Source organism: Luteimonas yindakuii (assembly GCF_004803715.2).
GTDB classification, from domain to species: domain Bacteria; phylum Pseudomonadota; class Gammaproteobacteria; order Xanthomonadales; family Xanthomonadaceae; genus Luteimonas; species Luteimonas yindakuii.
In genome coordinates this window covers 2851230-2877072 of record NZ_CP039383.2, presented here as the reverse complement: position 1 = coordinate 2877072, position 25843 = coordinate 2851230, and the positions used below count along the sequence as shown (strand labels likewise).

At 70.4% G+C, this 25843-nt stretch carries 23 protein-coding genes and 1 pseudogene; 15 read left to right on the top strand and 9 right to left on the bottom strand.

Features of this window, described 5'->3' with window-relative positions; genetic code table 11:
* Positions 1–4 precede the first annotated feature (4 nt).
* From E5843_RS13300 to E5843_RS13255, 10 genes and pseudogenes are all read left to right on the top strand, one after another.
* Entirely contained in the window at positions 5–289 is a 285-nt protein-coding gene (locus E5843_RS13300) for a phosphopantetheine-binding protein (protein ID WP_136412915.1), read from the top strand.
* 106 nt (positions 290–395) lie between these two features.
* Entirely contained in the window at positions 396–1079 is a 684-nt protein-coding gene (locus E5843_RS13295; RefSeq protein WP_244240790.1) for a COG4648 family protein, read from the top strand.
* Positions 1080–1139: 60 nt separating this feature from the next.
* A complete protein-coding gene (locus E5843_RS13290) occupies positions 1140–1895 on the top strand; it encodes a lysophospholipid acyltransferase family protein (protein WP_134674382.1) in 756 nt (251 codons plus the stop codon).
* An 84-nt stretch (positions 1896–1979) separates the two neighbouring features.
* Positions 1980–2276 (top strand): ApeI family dehydratase, encoded by a 297-nt coding sequence (locus E5843_RS13285; protein ID WP_134674381.1) that lies wholly within the window; start codon positions 1980–1982, stop codon positions 2274–2276.
* Entirely contained in the window at positions 2273–3304 is a 1032-nt protein-coding gene (locus E5843_RS13280) for a lysophospholipid acyltransferase family protein (RefSeq protein WP_141066078.1), read from the top strand. Before E5843_RS13285 ends, E5843_RS13280 begins: the two co-directional genes overlap by 4 nt.
* Positions 3213–3919, top strand: a pseudogene (locus E5843_RS13275) (LolA-related protein). Before E5843_RS13280 ends, E5843_RS13275 begins: the two are co-directional and overlap by 92 nt.
* The gene (locus E5843_RS13270) at positions 3916–6252 is read left to right on the top strand and encodes an MMPL family transporter (protein WP_141066077.1); all 2337 of its coding nucleotides are present in this window, start codon (positions 3916–3918) and stop codon (positions 6250–6252) included. The pseudogene E5843_RS13275 and the gene E5843_RS13270 overlap by 4 nt, the downstream one beginning before the upstream one ends.
* Positions 6249–6674 carry a hotdog family protein gene (locus tag E5843_RS13265; RefSeq protein WP_141066076.1) on the top strand — a complete coding sequence of 142 codons (426 nt, stop codon included), beginning with the start codon at positions 6249–6251 and terminating at the stop codon, positions 6672–6674. The genes E5843_RS13270 and E5843_RS13265 overlap by 4 nt, the downstream gene beginning before the upstream one ends.
* An 832-nt stretch (positions 6675–7506) precedes the next feature.
* A complete protein-coding gene (fabG, locus tag E5843_RS13260) occupies positions 7507–8256 on the top strand; it encodes a 3-oxoacyl-ACP reductase FabG (protein WP_136412912.1) in 750 nt (249 codons plus the stop codon).
* Positions 8257–8331: 75 nt separating this feature from the next.
* Positions 8332–8784, top strand: a complete 453-nt coding sequence (locus tag E5843_RS13255) for a DUF4156 domain-containing protein (RefSeq protein WP_134674376.1) — start codon at positions 8332–8334, stop codon at positions 8782–8784.
* A gap of 41 nt (positions 8785–8825) precedes the next feature.
* Here the strand turns inward: E5843_RS13255 and E5843_RS13250 are convergent, their stop codons facing one another.
* The 6 genes from E5843_RS13250 to E5843_RS13225 all read right to left on the bottom strand — a co-directional run bounded on the left by E5843_RS13250 (position 8826) and on the right by E5843_RS13225 (position 16408).
* Positions 8826–10460 (bottom strand): NAD(P)/FAD-dependent oxidoreductase, encoded by a 1635-nt coding sequence (locus E5843_RS13250; protein WP_136413113.1) that lies wholly within the window; start codon positions 10458–10460, stop codon positions 8826–8828.
* A 2-nt stretch (positions 10461–10462) separates the two neighbouring features.
* Entirely contained in the window at positions 10463–11293 is an 831-nt protein-coding gene (locus tag E5843_RS13245) for a glycosyltransferase family 2 protein (RefSeq protein WP_136412911.1), read from the bottom strand.
* Positions 11286–12077, bottom strand: coding sequence for a beta-ketoacyl synthase chain length factor (locus E5843_RS13240; protein WP_136412910.1), 792 nt, complete (start codon positions 12075–12077; stop codon positions 11286–11288). Before E5843_RS13240 ends, E5843_RS13245 begins: the two co-directional genes overlap by 8 nt.
* 55 nt (positions 12078–12132) lie before the next feature.
* Positions 12133–13335 carry a beta-ketoacyl-[acyl-carrier-protein] synthase family protein gene (locus tag E5843_RS13235; RefSeq protein WP_136413112.1) on the bottom strand — a complete coding sequence of 401 codons (1203 nt, stop codon included), beginning with the start codon at positions 13333–13335 and terminating at the stop codon, positions 12133–12135.
* Positions 13336–13426: 91 nt separating this feature from the next.
* On the bottom strand, positions 13427–15667 hold the full coding sequence (locus tag E5843_RS13230) for a S9 family peptidase (RefSeq protein ID WP_136412909.1): 2241 nt from the start codon (positions 15665–15667) through the stop codon (positions 13427–13429).
* Between the two features lie 51 nt (positions 15668–15718).
* Positions 15719–16408: a glutathione binding-like protein gene (locus E5843_RS13225; RefSeq protein ID WP_136412908.1), complete on the bottom strand. Its 690-nt coding sequence runs from the start codon at positions 16406–16408 to the stop codon at positions 15719–15721.
* Between the two features lie 177 nt (positions 16409–16585).
* On the opposite strand from E5843_RS13225, the gene E5843_RS13220 reads away from it, so the two are divergent.
* Entirely contained in the window at positions 16586–19546 is a 2961-nt protein-coding gene (locus E5843_RS13220) for a bifunctional diguanylate cyclase/phosphodiesterase (protein ID WP_166816028.1), read from the top strand.
* A 38-nt stretch (positions 19547–19584) separates the two neighbouring features.
* The gene (gene uvrD, locus E5843_RS13215; RefSeq protein ID WP_136412906.1) at positions 19585–21786 is read left to right on the top strand and encodes a DNA helicase II; all 2202 of its coding nucleotides are present in this window, start codon (positions 19585–19587) and stop codon (positions 21784–21786) included.
* Positions 21787–21793: 7 nt separating this feature from the next.
* Here the strand turns inward: uvrD and E5843_RS14180 are convergent, their stop codons facing one another.
* A complete protein-coding gene (locus E5843_RS14180) occupies positions 21794–21970 on the bottom strand; it encodes a hypothetical protein (RefSeq protein ID WP_166432767.1) in 177 nt (58 codons plus the stop codon).
* Positions 21971–22060: 90 nt separating this feature from the next.
* Between E5843_RS14180 and E5843_RS14540 the strand changes: the two genes are divergently transcribed.
* Positions 22061–22456: a universal stress protein gene (locus tag E5843_RS14540; RefSeq protein ID WP_341867480.1), complete on the top strand. Its 396-nt coding sequence runs from the start codon at positions 22061–22063 to the stop codon at positions 22454–22456.
* A complete protein-coding gene (locus tag E5843_RS14535) occupies positions 22366–22557 on the top strand; it encodes a universal stress protein (RefSeq protein WP_341867479.1) in 192 nt (63 codons plus the stop codon). The genes E5843_RS14540 and E5843_RS14535 overlap by 91 nt, the downstream gene beginning before the upstream one ends.
* A 6-nt stretch (positions 22558–22563) precedes the next feature.
* On the opposite strand, the gene E5843_RS13205 is transcribed toward E5843_RS14535, so the two are convergent.
* Both E5843_RS13205 and E5843_RS13200 read right to left on the bottom strand, forming a co-directional pair.
* Complete coding sequence (locus E5843_RS13205; RefSeq protein WP_244240788.1) at positions 22564–23304, bottom strand: SDR family NAD(P)-dependent oxidoreductase; 741 nt, start codon at positions 23302–23304, stop codon at positions 22564–22566.
* Positions 23305–23383: 79 nt separating this feature from the next.
* Positions 23384–23629, bottom strand: a complete 246-nt coding sequence (locus E5843_RS13200) for a hypothetical protein (RefSeq protein ID WP_136412905.1) — start codon at positions 23627–23629, stop codon at positions 23384–23386.
* A 139-nt stretch (positions 23630–23768) separates the two neighbouring features.
* Here E5843_RS13200 and E5843_RS13195 point away from each other — a divergent pair, with 139 nt between their 5' ends.
* Positions 23769–25814 carry a S46 family peptidase gene (locus E5843_RS13195; protein ID WP_136412904.1) on the top strand — a complete coding sequence of 682 codons (2046 nt, stop codon included), beginning with the start codon at positions 23769–23771 and terminating at the stop codon, positions 25812–25814.
* The last annotated feature ends 29 nt before the right edge of the window (positions 25815–25843 follow it).

Sequence of the window (25843 nt, the reverse complement as noted above, 5' to 3'; positions counted from 1 at the left end):
CCGCATGTCCAGCCAGACCTCCGCCTCCCAGACCCCCGCAGAGCAGGAACTCGCCGAACTTCTGGTCGAGGCGCTCAACCTCGAGGACGTGGCCGCGGCCGACATCGATCCCGAGGCGCCGCTGTTCAATGCCGGGCTCGGCCTCGATTCGATCGACGCACTGGAACTCGCGCTGGCGATCAGCAAGCGCTACGGCTTCCAGCTGCGTTCCGACAACGACGACAACCGCCGCATCTTCGCCTCGCTGCGCGCGCTGTCGGCGCATATCGAAGCAAACCGCGCCGCCTGATCGCCGGACACAGCATCCGGTGTCGGCTGGGTAGTCGTGCGCCACCTCGACCCCACTGACCCGATGCCGAGCGCCCCGCGCCCATGACTCCGCACGGCGCTGCCGCATGCTGCTGATCGTTGAAATCGCGCTGGCGCTGGCCTATGGCGTGCTCGCACACCTCGCCGCGGCGTGGCGCAGCGACGTGCTGTCGCTGGCCGCGCTGCTGGCGCTGGTGGCGATGCTGCTGGCCGCACCGATCGCCGCACGTCGCGCGTGGTCATGGCTGGTGCTGCCGCTGCTGGTGGGCGCGGCCTTCTGGTTGTATGGGGCCGGCCATGCCGGCGTGCCGCTGCTGCTGGTGCCGGTGGCGTTCGTGCTGCTGATCGCCTGGATGTTCGGACGCACGCTGCGACATGGCCGCACGCCGTTGATCACCCGCATCGTGCTCGCGCTTGAAGGTGGACCGGATGCTCCGCTGGCACCGGAGCTGATCGCCTATACGCGTGCGCTGACCGCGTTCTGGGCCGTGTTGCTGGTGCTGCTGGCGCTGCTCAACCTGGGTCTCGCCGCCATTGCCACGCCGGACGGCCTGCTCGCCTCGCTGGGCGTCACGCCACCGGTGTCGATCACCCGCACCCAGTGGTCGTGGTTCGCCAACCTGGCCAACTACGGCATCGTCGGCGGCGCCTTCATCGGCGAATACGCCTGGCGCAGCCGGCGGTTTCCGAACCGTTACACGAGCTTTGCGGATTTCCTGCGCCGGATGGGCGGACTTGGACCTGCGTTCTGGCGCGACCTGCTGCGCTGAGGCGCCGCGCGCGCGGACGCTGCGGTGCACGCACGGTATGCTGCGCGCGTGAATCAGCGAATGGACTCCATCGAATTCGGCCCGGCGCGTATGCAGCGGCTGGCCTGGGCTGCGGCGAATGCCGTGCAGTTCGGCTTCACCCTGGCGTGGACGGCGGGGTTGATCACGATCGCGCTGCTGCTGTGGGTGTTCACCGGCGGACGCCGGCGCCTGCCCTTGCGCATGGCCTCGTGGTGCTGGGCGCCCGGACTGATGTGGGGCGCGGGCGCGCGCTTCGAGGTGGAAGGCGCCGATGGCGTGGACTGGTCGCGCCGCTACGTGCTGGTCGCCAACCACCAGTCGGTGATCGACATCTGCGCGTTGTTCCGCGCGGTGCCGGTGCCGCTGCACTTCCTGCTGAAGCACGAGATGACCCGCGTGCCCTTCGTTGGCTGGTACGCGCGGGCCATGGGCATGGTGTTCATCCCGCGCGACAACCGCCGCGCCGCGAGCGCCAGCCTGCGGCGTTCGGCCGAACTGGTCCGCGATGGCGCCACCCTGTGCATCTTCCCCGAGGGCACGCGCAGTCGCGACCGCAGCGTGGGCGAGTTCAAGCCCGGCGCGTTCCAGACCGCGCTGGCGGCAGGCGTGGACGTGCTGCCGGTGGCGCTGGAAGGCACCGGCGCCGTGCTGCCGCCGACCGGCTTCTTCCGCGTGCGCCCGGGCACGATCCGGGTCCGCATCGGCACGCCGATCGCGGTCGCGGATCGCGACCGCCAGGCGCTTGCGCACGAGGCCCGCGCGCAGGTGCTGGCCCTGCTGCAGCGTCGCAGCTGAACAGCGCGCCGGTCGCTCCGCGCCGATCCGGTATCCTCTGGCCGCTTTTCACCAGCCGCGCCAGGGGGGCGTGCCGGAACGACCATGCAGTTCGAAATCGCGCCTGACCATCCCAGCCTCCCCGGCCATTTTCCCGGCAATCCCGTGGTTCCCGGCGTGCTCCTGCTCGAGCGCGTGCTGGAGGCCGTCGAGGCCACCGGCGCGGCGCCGCGCGCGCTGCGCCTGCCGCAGGTGAAGTTCCTGCAGCCGCTGCTGCCCGGACAGTGCGCACACGTCGCGCTCGACGTGCCCGCCCCGGGTCGCTGGCGTTTCCGCGTCACCCGCGACGACGTGCTGCTGGCCTCCGGCGAGATCGTCGACGACGCGGCGGCCGTGGCGTGAGCGCGCAGTGGAAGTGGCGCCGCGAGGCCGGCGCGCGCTGGGCGGTTGCCGCGATCAGCGTGATCGGGCGTTACGGCGGCCGCGGATTCGCACGCGCGGTCCTGTATCCGGTATCGCTGTACTTCATGTGGCGGCGTCCGGAAGAACGTCGCGACTCGCGCGCCTATCTGTCGCGCCTGCACGGACGTCCGGCCACCACCGGCGAGGTGTTCCGCCACATCCACACCTTTTCGCAGACCATCCTCGACCGCCTGTTCCTGCTCAGCGAGGACATGCGCCGCTTCGACGTGCGCACCCACGGCCTCGATGCATTGCACCGCCATATCGATGGCGGGCGCGGGGTGCTGCTGTTCGGCTCGCACCTGGGCAGTTTCGAGGTGCTGCGGGTGCTGTCGCGGCAACGTCCGGATGTCCCGATCCGGGTGGTGCTCGACCGTGCCCACAGTGCCAGCGTCACCGCGCTGCTGGAGCAGATCAATCCGGAGATCGCGGCAACGGTGATCGATGCCGGCCAGGACGGCCCGGCGATCATGCTGGCGATCCAGGAGGCCGCGGCGCAGGGCGCGATGATCGCGCTGCTGGCCGACCGCGCCCAGCCGGGCGAGCCATCGGCAAGCGTGCCGTTCCTCGGTGCGCCGGCGCGTTTCCCGATGGCGCCGTGGCTGATCGCCGCGGTGCTGAAGATCCCGGTGGTGCTGGCCTTCGGCCTGTACCGCGGCGGCAACCGCTACGATCTGGTGTTCGAATCCTTTAGCGACGGCATCCAGCTCGCCCGTCGCGAACGCGCGACCGCCTTGCCGGCGCTCATCACGCGTTATGCCGCGCAGCTGGAAGATCGCGTGCGCGATGCGCCCTACAACTGGTTCAACTTCTACGATTTCTGGGAGCGTGGCGATGATGGCGTCGATCCTTCCGCCGAAGAGGCGGGTCCTGTGCATGCGCCCGGGCCGGCGTCTGCCGGCATGGGCGGCGATCGCGCTGTGCGCGCTGCTGCCGTACTCGGTCCTCGCGCAGCCGGCGGCGACTGAACGCCCGGCCGTCGAGGCGGGCTGGATCCTGGAACGCATCGCTCGGCCGGCGCCGGTGAGCACGTCGTTCCTCGAAGTGCGCGATTCGCCGATGCTGAAGGCGCCGTTGCGGGTGAGCGGCGAATACCAGCGCCCGGACGACGCCACCCTCGTGCGCGAGGTGCAGTCGCCGTACCGCGAAACCACCACGATCCGTGGCGACCAGGCCACCATCGCCCGCGAAGGCCGCGCCCCGCGCCGGTTCAAGCTCACCCGTGCGCCCGAACTCGCGGCGTTGCAGGCGAGCTTCGGCGCACTGCTCGGTGGCGACCGCGTCGCGCTGGAACGGCATTACACGGTGCGCAGCCAGGGCGTGCGCGAGCGCTGGATCCTGACCATGGCGCCGAAGGATGCGGCGCTGGCCGCGCGCGTGCGCGAGGTCGCGCTGTACGGCCGCGGCGCCGAGCTGCGCTGCATCGAGACCCGCCCGGTGGACGGAGACATCCAGCGCACCCTGCTGGCCACCCCGCCGCGCGCGCGGCGACGCCGGCGCATGACGGCGCGGCGCTGGCTGCGCTGTGCCATGGCGACGCAGGCGCTGCCGCCGCAGCCACGGGTGGCGGCCGCAACGGATGAAGCCTGCAACGCAGTGGATGCTGGCGCTGCTGTGGGCGGCGCTGCTGGCGGCGCTTGGTCTGTGGGCGGCGCAGCGGCTCGAGATCTCCGGTGACCTGCGCGCGTTCCTGCCGGCACCGGAGACGCCGGCGCAACGGCTGCTGATCGAGGAGCTTGGCGACGGCCCGGGCTCGCGGCTGCTGCTGGTCGGGCTGTCGGGCGCCGATGCCGGCGAGCTTGCCGCGCAATCGGAATCGCTGCGCGAGGCGCTGGCCGCGGACCCGCTGATCGAGTTCGTCGCCAATGGCGCCGCGTCCGACCTCGCAGCGATCCCGCCACAGTTGTTGCCCTACCGCTATCTGCTCAGCGAGCGCTTCGACGACACCCCGCTCGACGCGGACATGTTGCGCGAAGCACTGGACGCACGCCTGCAGGATCTGGGCTCGCCCGCCGGCGCGCTGGTGGAGCCGCTGCTGCCGTCCGATCCGACGCTGGAGATTCTGCACCTGGCTGAAAGCTGGGAGCCGGAAAACGGACCACAACGCCTGCATGGCGTGTGGTTCGACGCCGCGGGTGCCGAGGCGCTGCTGGTGGTGCGCACCCATGCCGCCGGCTTCGATCCCACTGGGCAAGCGCAGATCGTCGCCACCATCGAAGCGGCGTTCGCAGATGCTGCCGGCGACAGCGGCAGCCGCCTCACGCTTACGGGCCCGGGCGCGTTTTCGGTGGAGATCGGCAACCGCACCGCGAAGGAGGCGGCAACGATCGGCGCGATCGGCACGCTGGGGCTGGTGCTGCTGTTCGTGTTCGCCTACCGCAGTGCGCGCCTGTTGCTGCTGGGCGTGCTGCCACTGGCCACCGCTGGCCTCGCCGGCTTCGCCGCGGTGGCGGCGCTGTTCGACGGCATCCACGGCATCACCCTGGCGTTCGGCTTCACCCTGATCGGGGTTGCACAGGACTATCCGGTGCATCTCTTCAGCCATCTGTATGGCCGCCATGCGCCGGCAACCACGGCGCGCGAGCTGTGGCCGACGCTGCTGACCGGCGTCATCTCGACCTGCATCGCCTATCTCACGTTCTTCGTCGCCGGCGTCGACGGCCTGCGCCAGCTCGCGGTGTTCACCATCGTCGGCCTGCTGGCGGCCGCGCTGGCCACCCGTTACCTGCTCCCGCCGCTGCTGGCGCCGCGCGCCGACGACGTCGGCCAGGCGCGCTGGGTGCGTGCCTGCGCGCGGGTCTTCGATCGCGTGCCGCGCCCGCGCCCGGTGGCGCTGTCGGTCGTCGCAGTGCTTGCACTGGCGGTCGTGGTGCTGGCGCCCGCGCCGTTCTGGGAAAACGACCTGTCGAAGCTGACCCCCGTGCCCGAGCAGGGCATGCGCGACGACATGCGCCTGCGCGAGGCGCTGGGTGCGCCCGACGTGCGCTACCTGATGGTCCTTCACGGTGCCGACGAGCAGGCGGTGCTTGCCGCATCGGCCACGTTGCTGCCCGCACTCGACGCGCTGGTCGACGAAGGTGCACTGGGCAGCTACGAACTTGCCGCGCGTTACCTGCCGACCGTCGAGGTGCAGCGCGCGCGCCAGGCGCGCCTGCCCACCCCCGATGCGCTGCGCACCGCGCTCGACACCGCGCTCCTCGACAGTCCGTTCCGCGCCGATGCGTTCGCGCCGTTCCTCGCCGATGTCGAAACCGCACGCGCGGCGGCGCCGCTGGTTGCGGCCGACCTCGCGGGCACGCCACTGGATGCCGCGGTATCGGGGATGCTGCTCTCCGGCGGCGACGGCGCGACCGCGCTGGTATCGCTGGGGGGCCTCGACGATCCGCAGCGCGTGGCCGACGTCGCCCGTGCGCATGGCGCCGAGCTGCTCGACCTCAAGACCACCTCGGAATCGCTGGTCTCGGCATGGCGCGGTGGCGTGCTGCTGTCGCTGGCGCTCGCCGCACTGCTGCTGGCGGCGACGGTGTGGGTGTCGCTGCGCACCCCGCGCCGGGTGTGGCGGGTGCTGTTGCCGATGGGCCTGACCCTGTTGCTGACGCTGGCGCTGCTGCGCGGGGCCGGCATCGAACTCACCCTGTTCCACCTGGTGTCGCTGGTGCTGGCGGCGGGGTTGGGGCTCGACTACGCGCTGTTCTTCGAACGTGCCTCCGCCGACCGCGACGAGCACCTGCGCACGCTGCACGCCATCGTCGTGTGCTCGTCGATGACCGCGCTGGTGTTCGGCCTGCTGGCGCTGTCGTCGATCCCGGTGCTGCGCGCGATCGGCATGACGGTCACGCTGGGGGTGATCGGAAACTTCGTGTTCGCGGTGCTGCTGGCCGGCCACGCGGGGCCGGCACGGACGCAGGCGGCATGATCGATCGCGACACGTTGCTGGGCCTGGTCCCGCACCAGGGTGCGATGTGCCTTTGGGACCGCGTGCTCGACTGGGACGACACCCGCATCCGTCTGGCCAGCGCCACGCACCGTGATCCTTCTCATCCGCTGCGCGGCGCACATGGTCTGCGCGCGGTGCATCTGTGCGAATACGGGGCGCAGGCGATGGCCGTGCACGGCGGCCTGCGTGGTCGCGCCGCGGGTTTGCCGGTGCGTCCGGGGATGCTGGTGGCGCTGCGCGGGATCAGGCTGCACGTACCGTACGTCGATGCACTCGACGGCGAACTCACTGGCGAGGCCGAAGCGGTGGCCGAAGGTGCCGACAGCCAGCAGTACGCATTCCGCATCCTCCATGGCGAGCAGGTGCTGGCCGAAGGGCGCGCGGCGGTGATGCTGGGTTGATTGCCTGACGGCAGCGGGTGAGCACGACAGCATGGCGTCGGTCGGACCTCGCCGCGTGCAGCGTTGCGTCACGCAAGACCGGCTGTGTCAATCGTTCCTGGAGGGCCCGGAGCATGTTCGCGTAGAGCAGACCCGCGAAATGGTTGAACAAAAAAGGTTCTTCTCCCGATCCAGTGGACGCCGGTGTGAGTCCCGGCCGCCCACCACGGCCACAGGGGGATGCCCAGCCGGATATCTCCGCGTCCTGCTACCACATCCGGCCGCCGACCATCCATGGCCGGCTCTGGACATCCCCCTGCGTCCGCGGCGGGCTCCGAGCTGTCGTCTGATCGGGGGAAGAATCAAAATCAACGACGAGGAACGCCTGCGTGGTGGCTGCAGGAGGGGCTGCTGTAAGCGCTGTTGATCTCCGTGCCGAAGCCGGCGGACGCAGGAGCCCGTCGCGTGCCCAGGAGGGTGTGCTGACAGCCGGCCATGGATGGCCGGCGGCCGGCCGTGGTAGCTGGACGCGGACTTCGGCCGGGGCAGCACACCCGCCGGTGCGCGTGACGGGCAGCGCGGATCGCGACCGAGCGGCTACGGACGCAGGAGTACTGCGGTCTGGTCCTTGCACCGGAGCTTGAAGAACCAAAGAAAGCGTAGCGGCATGTTCTGGCCGAGCGGTAAGCGAAGATCCCGGGCGGGGTGGGCGCCTGTCCGAAGCCCGGGCATCGAAGACCATGCCAGTCCCGGAGGGCGCGCGAACAACCCTTGAAGTGGGCGTCGAAACTCTCTCGCCACCTCGGTCGATCAGCGAACGCCCGACCCGGCCACACGATGGATAATCCGATCCATGACGACATCAACCGCAGCGACAACTCCGCCACGCCGTGCCCTGGTCACCGGCGGCAGCGGCGATATCGGCGGCGCGATCTGCCGCCGCCTGGCCGCCGACGGCTTCCATGTGCTGGTGCACGCCAACGCCAACATCGCCCGCGCCGAAGCCGTGGTGGCCACGATCCATGAGGCCGGCGGCAATGCCCAGGCGATCGCATTCGACGTCGCCGATGGCGATGCCACCCGCGCCGCGCTGGAACCGCTGCTCGAGGCGGGCGCGATCCAGGTCGTGGTCAACAACGCCGGCATCCACGACGACGCGCCGATGGCCGGCATGACCGATGCCCGGTGGAAGCGGGTGGTCGACGTGTCCCTGCACGGCTTCTTCCACGTCACCCAGCCGTTGCTGCTGCCGATGGCGCGCACCCGCTGGGGGCGGATCGTCAGCGTCTCCAGCGTGGCCGCGGTGCTCGGCAATCGCGGCCAGACGAACTACGCCGCGGCCAAGGCCGGCCTGCATGGCGCCAGCCGCTCACTGGCGCGCGAGATGGCCAGCCGCGGCATCACCGTCAATGTGGTCGCGCCCGGGGTCATCGCCGGGGCGATGGCCGAGGGCAGTTTCGATCCCGCCACGATCCGCCAACTGGTGCCCGCCGCGCGTGCCGGCCAGCCGGACGAGGTCGCCGCGCTGGTCGCGTTCCTGTGCCGCGACGAGGCCGGCTACATCAACGGCCAGGTGATCGGCATCAACGGCGGCATGGGCTGACGCTCCGCGCGTCCTCCACGCAGAATTCAGCCGGCGCGGCGCATGCTCGCCGCCACATCCCCGAGGACTGCCGCCATGCGTGCGATGCGTACCCTCTTTCTCCTTGCCGCGGTGTCGCTGCTGGCGGCCTGCGCGTCCTCCCACATCCTGACCGGCACCCCGCGCGCGCCGATCGATCCGGCGCAGGTGCGCATCTACCACGGCGCGCCGCCCGGCAGCTACGAGGAAATCGCCGTGCTGCGCACGCAGTCGGGTGCGTTCACCTATGGCGCGCAGAACAAGACCGATTCGGTGCTGCGCAAGTTGCGCGAGGAAGCGGCGAAGCTCGGTGCCAACGGCGTGCTGCTGCAGGGCGTCGCGGACGAGGGCCCGGGTGGCGGCGGTGTCAGCGTCGGTGCAGGCGGTGGTCGCTTCGGTGGTCGCAGCTTCAGCAGTGCCGGCGTCGGCGTGAACGTCAGCCCCAGCCAGCAGTACGGCAGTGGCATCGCGATCTGGATCGCCAACCCGCCGCCCATGCAGGGCAACTGAAGACAGGCGCCAGCCCGCGTGGGCGAAAGACCCCGCGGGCCTCAGGCGGCGACGGCCTCGCCGTACCAGTGCGGCGCCAGCAGGGCGGGACCACGGGCGCCGGCCACCAACGCCTCCAATCCGTTCGCATCGATCTCCGCGTGCATGTCCCGTGCGCGGTCGAGGATTTCCGCCGCCAGCACGCGCATGCGTTCGACATTGGCCTCCAGCGCCGCCACGAAGGCGTCGTCATCGAGGGTGGGTGACTCCCCCAGCGCCCCGTTCAACGCGTGGAACCAGTCGATCCGCGCCTGGTCGAGCAGGCGCGTTGCCGGCTCCTCGACGGCCAGGTTGCGTTCGCCCCAGGTACGCAGCAGCGGCTGCATCGCCAGGTTCAGGGCCGAGGCCGTCGCGAACACCGGGCGCAGGCGCCCGATCGTGCGCAGGTCGGTCAGGCGCCCGGAGAAGAACAGCGGCGCCAGCAGCGACCAGTAATAGGTGTAGTCCCAGATCACCTTGACCGGCATCACCTGGGCATCGCCGAACAGCGCGTACTGGTCCTGGTAGAGGGTGAGCGTGTTGGCGTAGAACGAGAAATACATCTGCTGGTAGATCTCGGCGTAGGGCGCGAACGGCTCGCCGGCGAGGTCCTTGGCCACCAGGTCGCAGATATAGGTGTTGGCGATCGCGATGAAATCGCTGCCCGGCGAATAGAACGGATCCAGGAACAACCCGGCCTCGCCGGTGATGGCCCAGCGGTCGGCACTGAACACCTGCGTGCAGTCGTAGGAGAAGTGCCGCAGGAACAGGAAGTCCTGCAGCGTGTGCTGTTCGCGATCGAGCGACTCGGCGACGCGCGGCTGGTGCTCGCGCAGCCAGTCCATCGCCTTCGCATGGGTGTTCATGGTCTCGAGCGGATGCATGTCGGCATCGCAGACGATGCCCAGCGAGTGCGCGCCCGACGCCAGCGGGATCAGCCAGAACCAGTAACCCGGCCCGCACATGTGGTTGGTCGAACGCCAGCGGTCGGGCGGCGTGCAGCGCGCCAGCCATGCCGGGTCGTCGGACCACTCGTTGGGATCGACCACGCCATCGACGCGCCACCACACCGCATTGGCGTTGTGCGCGTTGGCACGCGCGAGGCCGAATTTGCGCTTGAGCAGGCCGGCGCGGCCGCTGGCGTCCACCACCCAGCGCGCATCGAAGCGACGGCTGGCGCCCGCATGTTCCACGGTGACCGCATGGCGCGCGCCACCCTCGTCCATGTCGAGTGCGCGCACCACCGCGCCGTCGAGGAATTCGATGCCCGCCGCGCGCGCGCGTTCGCCGAGGAAGTTCTCGAAACGGCCGCGATCGATCTGCCACGACGGCGTCGGCAGCAACTGGCTGACGCCCAGTTCGGTGCAGTGGTCGATGTCGCTGCGGCCTTCGGAGAAGAAGAAGCGGAAGCCGAACTTGCGGATCTGCGCCTGGTCGAGATGTTCGCGCAGGCCGAGCACGTCGGCGAAGTAGTAGGCGCCGATCTCCACCGTCGATTCGCCGACCTTGTGCGCGGCTTCGCGCAACGGGTGCTGGCGACGCTCCACCACGGTGATGGCCAGGGCGGGATGCTGCTGGCGCAGCTGCAGGGCGACGGTGAGCCCGGCAAGGCCGCCGCCCAGCACGAGCACGTCGGGGGTGGAGGCGGCTCCGTCCATGGTCATCCGGTGTGCGTGGGGTGCCCGGCACGCAGCGGTGCGGCCTCGGGCGGGGTGTCGGAGTCGTCGATCAGCGGTGGATTGGCGCGCGTGGTGCGGTAGCGGCGCAGCAGCTGGCCCTGGTCGAGCACCTGGCCGACCACGTGCGAGGTGATCGAGTAGAGGTCGTGCCACAGGCGGAAGTGGCTCTTGCGGAACTGCACGCCGGCCCCGGGCACTGCGTAACGGGTTTCCACCGGCAGCGCGACCACCCGCATGCCGAGCTCGCGCGCGGCGGAGATCAGCATCTGCGCCTCGAACACGAAGCCCTCGCCGGGCACGTCGCGCAGCGCGCAGACCGCGGCCGGATACAGGCGCTGGCCGCTCTGCGAATCCACCAGCCGGTAGCCGCAGCCGATGGCGATGCCCCAGTCGCCGAAGTCGTTGCCCAGCCGCCGATACCAGGGTTGGCAGCTGCGCTTGCGCAGCCGCGCGCCGACGATGATGGCGTCCGGATGGCGGTTGGCGGAGGCGATCAGGCGCGGGATATCGGCCGCCGAATGCTGGCCGTCGCCGTCCATGGTCAGCACCGCGCGCGCGCCCTGGCGCAGCGCTTCGGCAAAGCCGTCGCGCAGGCTGGCGCCCTTGCCCAGCCGCTGCGGATGGCGCAGCACGGTGACCGGCAGGTCGGCGACGAGGTCGGCGGTGCCGTCGTTGGAACCGTCGTCGATGACGATCACGCGATCGCACTCCGCCAGCGCACCGGTGACGACCTCGCGGATGCGCAAGGACTCGTTGAGCGCGGGAATCACCACCGCGACGTTGCCGCGGTGCAGGCGCGCCGGATCAGACATGCATCCCCTCCACTTCAACCTCCAGGGCCTGTGCCGCGCCGGCGTCGAGCAACACGCGTCCGGCACCGGCGGCGAGTGCATCGAACAACGGCAGCATCGGTGCCATCGCGTTGTCGCGCAAGCGCAACGCCAGCGGACCTTCCGGCGGGGCGCCCGCGCCGGTCCGCAGCGAAGCGCGCAGCAGCGGGCCGTCCCCGGCGTCCGCACGGGTGAGTACCAGCGCACCCCCCAGCAGGCCACGGCTCGGTGTCAGCGTGCCCAGCAGGCCGCTCGACTCGACGTCATAGGCCACCAGCAGCACCGCCGGGGTGCCGGTGGCCAGCTGCACGAGGGCTTCGAGCAGGCCCTGCGCAAACGTCGCCGGGCCGGCGCTGATCGCGGTGGTGGTGGCGGTGCAGCCGGCACCGATGGTCCAGTAGCCCGCTGCGGCGTTGTGCACCGAGTTGTGGAAGCGGATCGGCGAGATCGCGCGTGGATCGTCGGCGAGCGTCTCGCACATATAGCCGGTGATCGCGAAATCGCCGTGGCCGGAGGTGAAGATCGACGCCAGCGTCGTCGGGTCGTGGCCCGCCGCGCGAGTGGCCGCGAGCGCGACCTCCAGCGCCACCGCCACCGATTCCGGTGCGCGGCGGCGTTCGTTGGGCGCCAGCAGTTCCGGCGACGGGCGGCGCGGCGCGGCGTCCGGCAGGCGGCCATCGGCGACGAATGCCTGCGCGGCCTCCCACGACGGCAGCCCACTGGCCCAGAAACCGATCCCGGCGATGCGGGCGTCGAGCGGATTCATCGCGCGCATCCGGCGGCGATGTCGAACGGAGAATCGATCAAACCGGAGACGTCCTTCATGCGCGCCCGAACACCAGCGAGCAGTTGTTGCCGCCGAAGCCGAACGAGTTGTTCATTGCATAGTCGATGCGACGCTGCGCGTTGTCGAAGCGCAGCTGCGGCCCGCAGGCGGTATCCGGCACCTGGCTGTTGAGCGTGCCCGGCAGCAGGCCGTCTTCCAGCGCGATCAGCGCGAACACCGATTCGACGATGCCGGCCGCGCCCAGCGTGTGCCCGGTCCAGCCCTTGGTGGAGCTGGCGTGCAGTCCATCGCCGAACAGCGCATCGATCGCGCGCGCTTCCACCGCATCGTTGGCCGGGGTCGCGGTGCCGTGCAGGTTGAGGTACCCGACCTGGTCCGGCGCGATCGCCGCGCGTGCGAGCGCATCGCCCATCGCCAGCCGCGCCCCGAGGCCTTCCGGGTGCGGTGCCGACATGTGGTGGGCGTCGCTGGATTCGCCATAGCCGCACAGGCGCAGCGTCGCGCTGCCATCGTCGCGCTCGAGCACCGCGAAGCCGCCGGCCTCGCCGAGCGACAGGCCGTCGCGGTCGCGGTCGAACGGGCGTGCCGGCTGCGCCGACACCAGGCCCAGCGAGTTGAAGCCGAACAGCACGCTGCCGCACAGGGTGTCGACGCCGCCGACCAGTGCCGCGTCGACGATGCCGGCCTGGATCAGCCGCGCCGCCTGCGCGAACACCTTGGCGCTGGACGAACAGGCGGTGGCCACGGTGATGCTGGGTCCGGCGAGCCCCGTCGCGGCCTGCACGAAGCCGCCCAGCGAATGCGGCTGGTGCACGGCGGGGCGCTGCAGGTCCGCCGGCACCACGCTGTCCACCGCGCGGGCATAGGCTTCCTCGGTGGCGCCGATGCTCGAGGTGGACGTGCCGATGACGATCGCGACGCGGTCGGCGCCGTGGCGCGTGCGCACCGCTTCCACCGCTGCCATCAGCCCGTCCTGCTGCAGGGCCAGCCAGGCAAGACGGTTGTTGCGGCATTCCCATGCCGCCAGCGCCGGTGGCAGCGCGGCATCCTCGAGCCCGTCCACGCGGCCGATCCAAGTGTCGAGCGGATCGGCGCCGAAGTCGTTGCGGCGCAGGCCCGCACGCCGCGCCGCCAGGGCATCGGCCTGCGCCTGGCGTCCGCGGCCGAGGGCGGTGGTGGCGGTGTATGCGCGGATGGCGAGCGCCTCGATCGGCGCCGGATCAGTGGACAACGGCATCTGCGCGGTGGGGCCCATGGCGGAAGGAGGCGGAGTATACGGAGCGGTTCGCAAGCATTCCGTTCACGGCCGCCGCGTTCCGGCGCGGCGTTCAGCGCGTCAGGCAGCGCCCCAGGAACGCCTCGCCGATGCGGTAACGGTGCAGCGCATCGGCGCCGCGCAGGCCGTGCTTGGCACCGGGATAGGTCATCAGCTCGAACGGGATCCCGGCCTGCTGCAGCTGGCCCATCAGCTGGGTGGAGTTGGAGAACAGCACGTTGTCGTCGGCCATGCCGTGGACCAGCAACAGCGCACCCGGGCGGATGTTGCCGGCGTGGGTGAACACGCTGGCCTCGCGATAGCCGTCCGGGTTGTCCTCGGGCAGGTGCATGTAGCGCTCGGTGTAATGGGTGTCGTAGAGCGCCCAGTCGGCAACCGGTGCGCCGGCAATGCCGCAGGCATAGGCGTCCGGGGCCTTGGCCAGCAGCAGCAGCGTCATGTAGCCGCCATTCGACCAGCCGTGCACGCCGATGCGGTCCGCATCCACCCACGGCTGCGCGCGCAGCCATTCGATGCCGGCCAGCTGGTCGTCGATCTCCACGGTGCCCTGGCGACGGTACAGCGAGCCACCGAAGGCCTTGCCGCGCCGCGGCGTGCCGCGGTTGTCGAGCGAGAACACCACGTAACCCTGCTGGGCGAGGTACTGGTTGAAGAACGCGTCGGCGCGCCCGGGCCAGCTGTCGAGCACCGTCTGCGCGGCGGGGCCGCCATAGACGAACACCACCACCGGATAGCGCTTCGACGGATCGAAGTCCGCCGGTCGGATCAGGCTGTAGTGCAGTTCGGTGGTGCCGTCGGCGGCGGGCAGGGTGCCGAACCGGGTCGGCAGGTGCGCGGCGCGGAACGGCGCGTACGGGTGCTGCGGATCGGCAAGGTCGTTGGCGACGAGGGTGGCGATCGGGCGGCCATCGGCATGCAGCAGGTCGATCTGCGGCGGCGTCGTGGTGTTCGACCAGCTGTCGACGAACACGCTGGCATTGCGCGCGAAGCTCGCGTTGTGCATGCCGGATGCGCGGGTCAGCCGGGTCGGCTCGCCACCGGCCAGCGGCACCGAATAGACGTGGCGCTGGGTGGCGTCGTCGCGGGTGCCGGCGAACCAGGCGAGGCCGCGGTCTTCGTCGACGGCGAGCAGGCCATCGACCACCCATTCGCCGGAGGTGAGCGGCGTCAGCGCGCGGCCGTCTTCCGAGGCGAGGTACAGGTGTTCGAACCCGCTGCGCTCGGAGCCCCAGACGAAGCGGCCGTCACGCAGGAAGTGCAGGTTGTCGTGCAGCGGCACCCAGGTGTCGGACGTCTCGGTGACGAGCGTGCGCTGGCGGCCGTCAGCGAGCGCCACTTCGATCAGTTCCAGCGTCTGCTGGTCGCGCGACTGGCGCTGGAAGGTGAGCCGCTGCGGATCTCGCCACTGCACGCGGGCGAGGTAGATGTCCGGGTTCCTGCCCAGGTCGATCCCGCGTGCGGCAGGCTTCTCCGCGTCCGGCGCGACCACGAACAGCTGCACGCGCACGTTGTCGTCGCCCGCGGCCGGATAACGCTGCTCCACGATCTCGGTGCGGTCCGCGTAGACCTCCGGGCGCTTCTGCACCGGCACCGGGGATTCATCGATGCGCGCATAGGCGATCGCGGAATCGTCGGGCGCCCACCAGTAACCGGTGTGGCGGCCCATTTCCTCGTCGGCGACGAACTCGGCCACGCCGTTGCCGATGCTGTCGCTGCCGTCGAAGGTCAGCTGGCGTTCGGTGCCGGAGGCGAGCTCGATCACCCACAGGTTGCGCGCGCGCACGAAGCTCACGTAGCCACCGCGCGGCGAGATCTTCGGGTCGGTGGCGAAGCCGCCGCCGTCGGTGAGCCGGCGCACCGCAGCCGCGCCCTGCTGCGCCAGGTCGTAGAGGTAGAGCTCGCCACCAAGCGGAAACAGCAGCGTCGCCGCATCGGGCGACCACTGGTAGTCGACGATGCCCGACAGCCCGGCAATGCGCTGGCGCTCGCGCCGCGCCTTCTCCTCGTCGCTGAGGGTCTCCTCGCCCGGCAACACCGTCGCCGAATCGACCAGCATCCGGGTTTCGCCGCTGTCGACGTGGTATTCCCACAGGTCGAGCCGGTTGCGGTCGGCGTCCTTGCCGCGCAGGAAGGTCACCCGCGAGCCGTCCGGCGCGACCTGCGGCTTCATCAGGGTTGGGCCGGAGAGCGGCGCGTCGCCGGTGATCGCTTCCAGGGTGAGCCTGCGCTCGGCGGCGGGTGAGGTGGCGGCGATGGCAAGCATCACGGCGGCAGCGGCGAACATCGAACGCATGGCGGATCCGGTGGAGCGGGGGAGCCAGTGTATCGGCTGGGGCCGTGCCGCTCAGCGCTTGCCGAACAGCACGTTCTTTTCCTCGTCGCTCATCGGCTGCCCGGCATTCGGGTTGACCTCCGTCGCCAGCGCATAGGCGCGCTGCGTGGCCGGACGTTCGGCGATCGAGGCATGCCAGCGACGCACCTCGGCGAACGGGGCGAGATCGATCGGCGCCCTGTCGTAGACGTCGATCCACGGATAGGCGGCCATGTCGGCGATGGTGTAGTCGTCGCCGACGATGAACGCGCGGCCCTGCAGCCGGCGGTCGAGCACGCCGAGCAGGCGCTCCACCTCGCGCGTGTAGCGCTCGATCGCGTAGTCGATCTTCTCCGGCGCGTACACGTTGAAGTGGCCGTACTGGCCGGTCATCGGCCCAAGACCGGCCATCTGCCACATCAGCCATTCGATCGTGGTGACGCGTTCGCGCAGGGCGGTGGGCAGGAAGCGGCCGGTCTTTTCCGCCAGGTACTGCAGGATCGCGCCGGATTCGAACACCGTGATCCGCTCGCCGCCGTCGGACGGAGCGCGGTCGATGATCGCGGGCATCTTGTTGTTGGGCGAGATCGCCAGGAAGGCGTCCTCGAACTGCGCGCCGCGGCCGATATCGACCGGATGCAGCGTGTAGTCGAGGCCGCTCTCCTCGAGGAACAGGGTGATCTTGTGGCCGTTGGGGGTGGGCCAGTAGAAGAGGTCGATCATGTGGGCAGGCTCGTGATGGGGCACCCGAGTCTAGGCCGGCCGACGTGGCGTGCCGATGCAGCGATGGCAAGGTGAATCCCGGCTTGACGCAAACGCGCTCACGATGGCTCCATGGAACAGGGAACGTCCGGAACGCGGGCGGACACGGGGTTGCCGATGGTGGCGGACCGGGCAGGGATGGGAGCGGCGGACCGACGTCACCGGCGTGCGCTGCGCGTGGGCGCCACGATCCTCACCTGTGTGGCGGTGGTGGCGGCCGCGGTCGGCTGGAACGACTATCGCGTGCGCCGCGCGGCGGGCGAACGCTATGTGCTTGCATTGGCCGACGGCCACGCGCGCGAGATCGGCCTCGCATTCGACAGCCTGGCGCGGGGGATGCGGAGCGTCTCCTCGAGCGTGGCCTTCCTTGAAAGCGGCGGGTTCGCCGATGAGGAGGCGATCACCCGCGAGGCGCTCGCGGCGTTACTGGACCGCCATCCGCATGCGCGCAGTGTGCAGGTCGTCGAACGCGCCGGGTTGCCTGCGTTCGTCGACCCGGCCGTGCCGGCGATGCGTTTGCAGCTTGGCCCGCTGGTTCGTGAGGACGGCCGCGACTGGGAGCTCGGCATTGCGATGCGGATCCATCCCGCGCCGGGCAGCGATGCGCCGCGCTGGCTGGCCGGCAGGCTGGGACTGCAATTCTTCGACGGCATCCTCGCCGACCACGAAGTGGGCGAGCACGGGGTGGCGACCATCCTCACCCGCGATGCGCTGCTGGTGGCGCGGTCGGACACCGGAACCAGGCACACCGGCCTGAACGCTGCGCAATCGCCCGTCTTCAGCCGCCTGAAGGTAGCGCCGCGCTCGGTGGTCGACGCCCGCAGCCGCCTCGATGGCCGCGACCGCGTGGTGGCGTTCACCGCCGTCGAGGGCCTGCCGCTGGTGGCCACGGTGGGCATGACACCGCGGGCGCTGTACGGCGGCTGGTGGACATTTGTCGCGGTGCTCGCGGCCGGCTTCATCAGCCTGCTGCTGGCGTGGCTGGCGGGGTTGCGTTTCCTGCAGGTGGCGGCACGCCGTGAGCGCCGGATGCGCCGCAGTATCGAGGCGTCGGAGGAAGCGGTTGGCCACTTGCGCGAACGGGTGCGCGATGTGGAGGCGCAATACCGCTTCCTTTACGACCAGCACCCCCTGCCGGCCTGCGTGTTCGACCGCGAGACGCTGGCGATCCTCGAGGCCAACGAGGCGGCGGTGCACGAGTACGGCTACAGTCGCGACGAGTTCCTCGCGCTCAATGCCGCGGAGCTGCTTGCCGAGGGCCGGCTCGAGGACGTGCGCGAGGAGGTCCAGGCCTACCCGCGGGCCTACGGCCATCGCATCTGGCTCCATCGCAGGCGCGATGGCAGCCACTTCCACGCCCTCATCTTCGCCAGCGACCTGCTCTCGTTCCGGGACCGGCCGGCGCGGCTGGTGATCGCCATGGACGTCAGCGACCGGGTGCGCGCCGAAGCCGACCTGCGCTTGCTGCGCCGGGCAGTGGCCGCCAGCGAGGAAGGGTTGTTCGTCCTCGATGTCGCTCCCGACCGGCTGGTGTACGCGAACGCAGCCTTCAACCGCCTGACCGGCACCGGGGTGACCGGGGAGGGGCTGGAGATCGACCCGAGCACCACCGAGGTCGTCGACGCCCGCGCCACCGCGGCGCTGCGGGAGGCGATCGGGCGGGGCGAGGAGGCCGCAGCCGAGGTCCACGATCAACGTGACCCGGACGACCCGCGCTGGCTCGAAGTGCGCATGGGCCCGGTGCCCGACGCCGCGGGCGTGGTCACCCATTACGTCGGCCTGGTGGCCGATATCACCGCGCGGCGTCGCGACGCCGAGGAGCGCGCCTTCCGCGCCAGCCACGACGCGCTGACCGGCCTGGCCAACCGCGACTGCCTGATCGAGGCGATCGACCGTGCAGTGACCGAACACGACGGTGTAGTCGCCACCTGCTTCCTCGATCTGGACCGGTTCCAGCTGGTCAACGACAGCCTGGGCCATGGCGTCGGCGACGAGCTGCTGGTCGCGTCCGCGCGGCGGCTGGAGGCTGCCGCCGGTGCCGGCAGCATGGTGGCGCGGCTGGGTGGAGACGAGTTCGGCGTGCTGCTGCGTTGCCCGGACGAGGCCGCGCTGTCGGCACAGGTGGAAGCGTTGCGCGCCGCGGTGGCCGAAGCCTGCACCGTGCGTGGGGTCGCGCTGCATGTAACGCCGAGCATCGGCTACGCCCGCCACCCGGTGGACGGCGAGGACGGACAGGCCCTGTTGCGCGCGGCCAGCCAGGCCGGCGCGCAGGCCAAGCGGCTGGGACGCAACCGCAGCGTCGCCTACCGCGCGGCGTTCGATCCGCGCGCTGGCGAGCGCCTCGAGCTGATCCAGGACCTCCACCGCGCGTTGCAGCAGGACGAGTTCGAACTCGCGTTCCAGTTGCAGTTCGACCACCGGCGCCAGCCCCGCGGCATGGAGGCGCTGGTGCGCTGGCGGCACCCCGAGCGCGGCCTGCTCGGTCCCGGCGCCTTCATGGAAGCCTGCGAGGAATCAGGGCTGGTACTGCGGTTGGGCCGCTGGGTGCTGGGCGAGGCGGCACGTCGCTGGTGCCAGCTCGACGAACGCGGCTGGGGCGGCCTGCGGATGGGCGTGAATGTGTCCGCGCTGCAGTTCCAGGAGGGGCTGGTGGCCGACGTGGGAGGCGCCGTGCGCCGCTGCGGTCTGCCGCCGGGGCGCCTGGAACTCGAACTCACCGAAAGCGTGCTGCTGGCGAGCCCGGTGGAAGCACGTACGGTGATGCAGGAGCTCAGCACGCAGGGTGTCTCGCTGGCGATCGACGATTTCGGCACCGGCTATTCCAGCCTCGCCTACCTGAAGGAGCTGCCGCTGCAGCGGCTCAAGCTCGACCAGTCGTTCGTGCGCGACCTGGGCCGTGATCCCGGCAACGAGGCGATCAGCGAGGCGATCCTCGGCATGGCGCGCAGCCTCGGGCTGGCGGTGACGGCCGAGGGAGTAGAGACCGAAGCCCAGTTCAGCTGGCTGCACGCGCGGGGTTGCGGCGAGTTCCAGGGCTATCTGCTGGCGCGTCCGGAACCGTTCGACGCGGTGCTGGCGCGGCTGGGCGCGCCGGGCTGAGTCGCGGGCGGCGCGACGCGCTCGCGTAAACTGCGTCGATGGATGTTTCGTACCTGCTCGACGGCCTCAACGCGGCCCAGCGCGAGGCCGTATCGGCGCCGCCGGGGCATTACCTCGTGCTCGCCGGCGCAGGCTCCGGCAAAACCCGCGTGCTGACCCACCGCATCGCCTGGCTGAACGCGGTGCACGGCGTGCCGGCGCACGGCATCTTCGCGGTGACCTTCACCAACAAGGCGGCAGCGGAGATGCGCCATCGCGCCGAGCCGCTGCTGCCGGGCGCGGCGCGCGGGCTGTGGATCGGCACCTTCCACGGCCTCGCCCATCGCCTGCTGCGGCTGCACTGGCAGGACGCGAAGCTGCCCGAAGGGTTCCAGATCCTCGATTCCGAGGACCAGCTGCGGCTGGTCAAGCGCGTCGTGCAGCAGCTCGAGCTCGACGAGGCGCGGTTCCCGCCGCGGCAGATCGCGTGGTGGATCAACGCGCAGAAGGACGAGGGGCGGCGTGCGCAGCACCTGCAGGACGAGCCCGGCGACGAGTGGGGCAATGCCATGCGCCGTGCGTATGCGCTGTACCAGGAGCGCTGCGACCGTGCCGGGCTGGTCGATTTCGCCGAGCTGCTGTTGCGCGCGCACGAACTGCTGCGCGACAACGCCGCGATCCTCGCCCATTACCGGCGCCGCTTCACCCATCTGCTGATCGACGAGTTCCAGGACACCAACGCCATCCAGTACGCCTTCGTGCGGGTGCTGGCCGGCGACAGCGGCCAGGTGTTCGTGGTCGGCGACGACGACCAGGCGATCTACGGCTGGCGCGGCGCCAAGGTCGAGAACGTGCAGCGCTTCCTGCACGACTTCGGCGGCGCCGACGGCAACGGCGCGCAGACCATCCGCCTCGAGCAGAACTACCGCTCCACCGCCAACATCCTCGACGCCGCCAACGCGGTGATCGCGCACAACCCCGACCGCCTCGGCAAGCAGCTGTGGACCGAAAGCGGGGAGGGCGATCCGCTCGACCTCTACGCCGCCTACAACGAGATCGACGAGGCGCGCTTCATCGTCGAGCGCGCCAGCCAGTGGGTGCGCGATGGCGGCAGTTATGGCGACTGCGCGGTGCTCTACCGCAGCAACGCGCAGTCGCGCGCGATCGAGGAACAGCTGGTCGCCGAACAGATCCCCTACCGCGTCTACGGCGGCGTGCGCTTCTTCGAGCGCGCAGAGATCAAGGACGCGCTGGCCTACATGCGCCTGTTCGCCAACCGCGCCGACGACGCCGCGTTCGAGCGCGCGGTCAACACGCCGGCACGCGGCATCGGCGGGCGCACGCTCGACGAGGTGCGGATGCGCGCACGCGCCGACGGCCTCTCGCTGTGGGATGCCTCGCTGCGCACGCAGCACGACAGCGTGCTGGCGGCACGCGCGCGCAACGCGTTGGCGGGTTTCCACGCCCTGATCGACACGCTCGCGGGCGAAGTGGCCGACCTGGCGCTGCCCGAGAAGATCGACCACATGCTCGCGCGCTCCGGGCTGCGCGAGCACTGGGCCAAGGAAAGCCGCGGCGGGCTCGATTCCGAATCACGCATCGACAACCTCGACGAGCTGGTGTCGGTGGCGTCGCGCTTCGTGCCCGGCGACGACGAGGAATCCGCCGCGCTTACCGAGCTGGTCGCGTTCCTCGCCTATGCCGCGCTGGAGGCCGGCGAGGGCCAGGCGCAGGCCGGCGAGGACGGCGTGCAGCTGATGACCCTGCACAGCGCCAAGGGCCTGGAGTTCCCGCTGGTGTTCCTGGCCGGTGTCGAGGAAGGTCTGTTCCCGAACCAGCGCTCGATCGACGAAAGCGGTCGGCTGGAAGAGGAGCGCCGGCTGGCCTACGTCGGCATCACCCGCGCGCGGCAGAAGCTGGTGCTGAGCTACGCCGAGTCACGCCGCCTGCATGGCCAGGACATGCTCGGCCTGCCGTCGCGCTTCCTGCGCGAGATCCCGTCGCAGCTGTTGAACGAGGTGCGCCCGCGCGCGCCGGCCGCGCGACCGTCGTATGCGATGCCACGGCGTGCCGGTCACGCCATCGTCGACGATGCCGCACCGGGTTTCCGCCTCGGCCAGAACGTGGCCCATGCGAAGTTCGGCAGCGGCGTGGTCACCGATATCGAAGGCAACGGCGCGCACGCGCGCGTGCAGGTGAACTTCGACGACGCCGGCAGCAAGTGGCTGGTGCTGGCCTACGCCAACCTGCAGCCGGCGTAAGGCCGGCTCAGGCGGCCGGATCCTTCTGCCGCGTACGCGACACCGCGGTGACCATGCCGATGCCCAGCAGCACGACGGCACCGACGATGATCCACTGCATGGCAAGCCCGGCGAAGTAGGCGCCGAACGCCAGACCGACGATCAGGACCAGCATTCCGGCGAGATAGATGGCGAATGAGGACATGTGCGACTCCATGCCCGGGATGGGCGCGAGGGTGGCGCGCATGCTGAATGCAGGTCCGTGGAGCCGGTGTGGACGCCGCGTCCGGCCCGGATGCGCGTTCCGTCATGGCAGCATGGTGGCCGACCGGTATGGAGCATGCCCATGTACACCCACATTCTCGCCACCACCGACGGCTCGGAACTTGCCCTGCGTGGGATCGGGCACGCCGCCGCCCTCGCCGCCGCACTGGACGCACGGCTGACAGTGGTAACGGTCTCGGAACCATGGAACACGGCCCTGGCCGACCCCACCGGATTCGGTGCCGCCGGCGAGCTGGTGCACGAATACCGCGCCGGCGCACGCGAACAGCCGATGCATGCCTGGCCGCCGCAGCCGGGCTTGCCTGCCGGCACGGGGTGGCGGCGCAGGTGCTGCATATCGAGGAGCGCGTCCCCGCCGAGGCGATCATCGACGCTGCGCGCGAACACGGCTGCGACCTGGTGGTGATGGCATCGCATGGCCGCAGCGGGTTCGGCCGGCTGCTGCTGGGCAGCCAGACCCAGGCCGTGGTCGGACGCAGCAGCGTGCCGGTGCTGGTGGTGCACTGACCCGTCCTAGAGCACGTAGCCGCCGTCGACGACCAGTTCGGTGCCGGTGATGAACGAGGCGCCGTCCGCGGCCAGATAGGCCACCGCGGCCGCGATGTCGTCCGGCTGCCCGACCCGCTTCAGCGGCGTCGCGGCGATACCGGCCGCGTTCGCCTCGTCGGAGTTGCCGGCCAGCATCGGCGTGTCGATGAACCCCGGGTGCACCGAGTTGACGCGGATGCGATGCGGGGCGAACTCCACCGCAGCGGTCTTGGTCATCCCGCGCACTGCCCACTTGGTGCCGACATAGGCGCAGGCGCCGGGGAAGCCCACCATGCCGGCAATCGAGGAGATGTTGACGATGCTGCCCCCGCCGGCGGCCTTCATCGGCGCCAGCACGTGCTTCATGCCGAGGAAGGTGCCGGTCTGGTTGACCCGGACCATCCACTCGAAGGTGGCGACGCTGGTGTCCTCGACCGCGCCGGGCTGGTACACGCCGGCGTTGTTGACCAGCACGTGCAGCGCGCCGAAACGCTCCACCGCGGCAGCCACGGCCGCCTGCCAGGCGGCCTCGTCGCCGACGTCGTGGTGGACGAACAGGGCCCGCTGGCCGAGTGCCGCAGCCAGCGCTTCGCCCTCGGCGTCGAGGAGGTCGGTGATCACCACGCCGGCGCCAAGGTCATGCAGCCGGCGCACGATGGCCGCGCCGATGCCACGTGCGCCGCCCGTCACCAGCGCGGTCCGGCCTTCGAGTATCTGGATGGTCATTGCCCGCCTCCTGTCCGGGTGGAACGAGAGGATGCCACCGCCGCCGCGGGCGTCGCATTGATCGCGCGCAAGCGCGTGGTCAGTCGCGCAGCTTGAACCCCGAGTTCTCGTTGACCGTCCCGTCGGCCTCGAGCGAGACCCAACGCTTGCCGTCGCGGTCGAACAGCACCGGCACCGGTTCCATGAACAACGGCCGGCGGACGAAGCGCAGCTCCCAGCCGAAACGTTCCAGCAACGGCAGTGCCGCGCGTTGCGCGGGCGTGAGCGCGGCGCGCAGCGCGTCCTGGTCGATGTCGGGGGAAGTGCGGCGTTCGCGACCGTACATGGAGCCATCCCGAGGAAGGGAAGGCGGCCATTTTCCCCTGAATGGGTCGACCCGCGGTGAACCGCAGCCCAGCGGGCGGTGGCGCGACGGGCGATTCCGCTACGATGCGATCCTGTTCATCCGCCCAGGGGGCCCGCCCATGAAACACGTGCTTGCGCTGGCTGTCGCCAGTCTGGTCTCCGCTTCCGCGTCCGCCGCCGAGGGCATGTGGACGCTCGACAACCTGCCCACCCGCGCGCTGCAGTCGGCCTACGACTTCAGCCCCGATGCCGACTGGGTGCGCAATGCGATGCGCTCGTCGGTCCGCCTGGCCGGTGGCTGCTCGGGTTCGTTCGTCTCCGACGAAGGCCTGGTGCTGACCAATGCCCACTGCATCGTCGGTTGCGTGCAGGGCCTGTCGTCGGCCGAGGAGGACCGCCTCAACGATGGCTTCGTGGCCGCGTCGCGCGCCGAGGAACTGCAGTGCCCGGCGGAGGAACTCAACGTCCTGCAGGAGATCACCGACGTCACCGATCGCATCGCGAAGGTGACCGCCGGCAAGTCCGGCCGCGAATACATCGATGCACGCAACGCCGAAGTCTCGCGGATCGAGGACGCGTGCGTGGCGGGCGACGCATCGGGCAAGCGCTGCGACGTGGTGTCGCTGTATGCCGGTGGCCAGCATCATCTGTATGCCTACAAGCGCTACCAGGACGTGCGCCTGGTGTTCTCGCCGGAATACGCGGCGGGCTTCTTCGGCGGTGATCCGGACAATTTCAACTTCCCGCGCTACAACCTCGACATGGGTCTGCTGCGCGCCTACGAGAACGGCCAGCCGGCCAAGGTCGAACACCACTTCCGCCTCAACCCGGCCGGCGCGCAGCCGGGCGAACTGACGATGGTCACCGGCCATCCCGGCCGCACCCAGCGCCAGCTCACCGTCGCCCAGCTCGAACGCGTGCGCGACCTCGACCTGATCAACAACCTGCTGCTGCTGGCCGAGCGGCGCGCGCTGCTGGCGCAGTACAGCCGCGGCGGCGAGGAAGCCGCGCGCCAGGCGCAGTCGGACCTCACCTTCACCGAGAACAGCTACAAGGTGTTCCGCGGCCAGCTGCAGGCGCTGCTGGATCCGCAGGTGTTCGCTGCCAAGCGTCGCGAGGAAGCCGAGCTGCGCACGGCCGCGGAATCGTCCACGCCGTGGGACGAGATCGCCCAGGCCCAGCAGGTGCGTCGCACGCTGTACTACCCGCACATGCTCATCGGCCAGCAGCGCGCGTTCGACAGCCGCTACTTCCAGTTCGCCTCGATCCTGCTGCGTGGCGGCGACGAGCGGCCGAAGCCGAATGCCGAGCGCCTGCCGGAGTTCCAGGATGCGGGCCTGACGCGGCTGGAGCAGACGCTGTTCTCGAAGTCGCCGGTGTACCCCGAGTTCGAGACCGTCAAGCTGACCCATTCGCTGACCAAGTTCCGCGAGCTGCTGGGTACCGATCACCCGACCGTGCAGCAGGTGTTCGGCGGCAAGTCGCCGGAAGCACTGGCCGCGGAACTGGTCAACGGCACGAGGCTTGGCGACGCCGCCGAACGCGAGCGCCTGTGGCGTGGCGGCAAGGCCGCGGTCGACGCCTCGCAGGATCCGTTCATCCGCCTGGCCCGTGCGCTGGACGCGGAATCGCGTGCGCTACGTAGCCGTTTCGAATCCGAGGTCGATGCGGTGGAAGGGCGCAACGCCGAATCCATCGCCCGCACCCGCTTCGCCAGGTACGGCACCGGTGTCTATCCGGATGCCACCTTCACCCTGCGCCTGTCCTATGGCGAGGTGCGCGGCTGGAACGAGCTCGGCAACGACATCGCGCCGTACACGCGGATCGGCGGCCTGTTCGAGCGTGCCACCGGCTTCGCGCCGTACGCGCTGCCGCAGCGCTGGCTGGACGCGAAGGATCGGCTCGACCTCGACACCCGCTTCAACTTCGTCAGCACCAACGACATCATCGGCGGCAATTCCGGCAGCCCGGTGATCAACCGCAACGCGGAAGTGGTGGGGCTGGCCTTCGATGGCAACATCCATTCGCTGGGCGGCAGCTTCTGGTACGACGAGACGCTCAACCGCACCGTGTCCGTGCACAGTGCGGCGATGATCGAAGCGCTGGACAAGGTCTACGGTGCGACGCACCTGGTCGAGGAAATCGACCCGGTGGGCGCGCGCTGAGGCGCCGCCCTCACCCGCCCTCCGGGCAC